This window comes from Dietzia sp. IBK-p2-16D, assembly GCF_057773085.1.
On record NZ_JBYMTL010000033.1, the window covers coordinates 1 to 498 of the forward strand.

The 498-nt window shown below is 42.6% G+C and carries 1 protein-coding gene; it reads right to left on the reverse strand.

Annotated elements, in window-relative coordinates:
- On the reverse strand, positions 1 to 498 hold a 498-nt coding region (locus tag AC3DE3_RS17195), incomplete at both ends, for an LAGLIDADG family homing endonuclease (protein ID WP_488370836.1).

Here is a 498-nt window from a genome sequence, read left to right on the forward strand (position 1 = left end):
GCCGTAGGATTTATTTCCAATCTTTGCTTCTGACTCAATGATGCTAGCTTTTATACCGAGACTTCGTATTAGCTCAGCAACTTGAAGAATGAACTCGTAGTCGCTTTGCGCAAAAAAACACTGCCCAGCTTTTGATACATTCCCATCTGCGTCCATTAGCCCCTTTAGTAGATCTCGTCTTTGCTTCTGAGAGCTGTGCATGTATTCAAGTGGTATATATTTGCGGCCAAGAACTCCAACCTCTCGCAACTTAACCTGAAGCTTAAGGATGACAAATGTAAATTTGGTCGATTGATCCGTTGTTTTATATCCTCTGCGCTCAATTTCAGGGCGAATAATCGAGGCATCATCGTCGTGGCTTGTAATCACACCGCTATTCTTTGAACCGTCTCCAAGACACAGACCCATAACGTAAGGATCTACAATCAACTTCTTCTCTTGATATTCAACCGCATTAACCTCTGGAAGCATTGGCAAACGTATGTCAATGATTGGCTT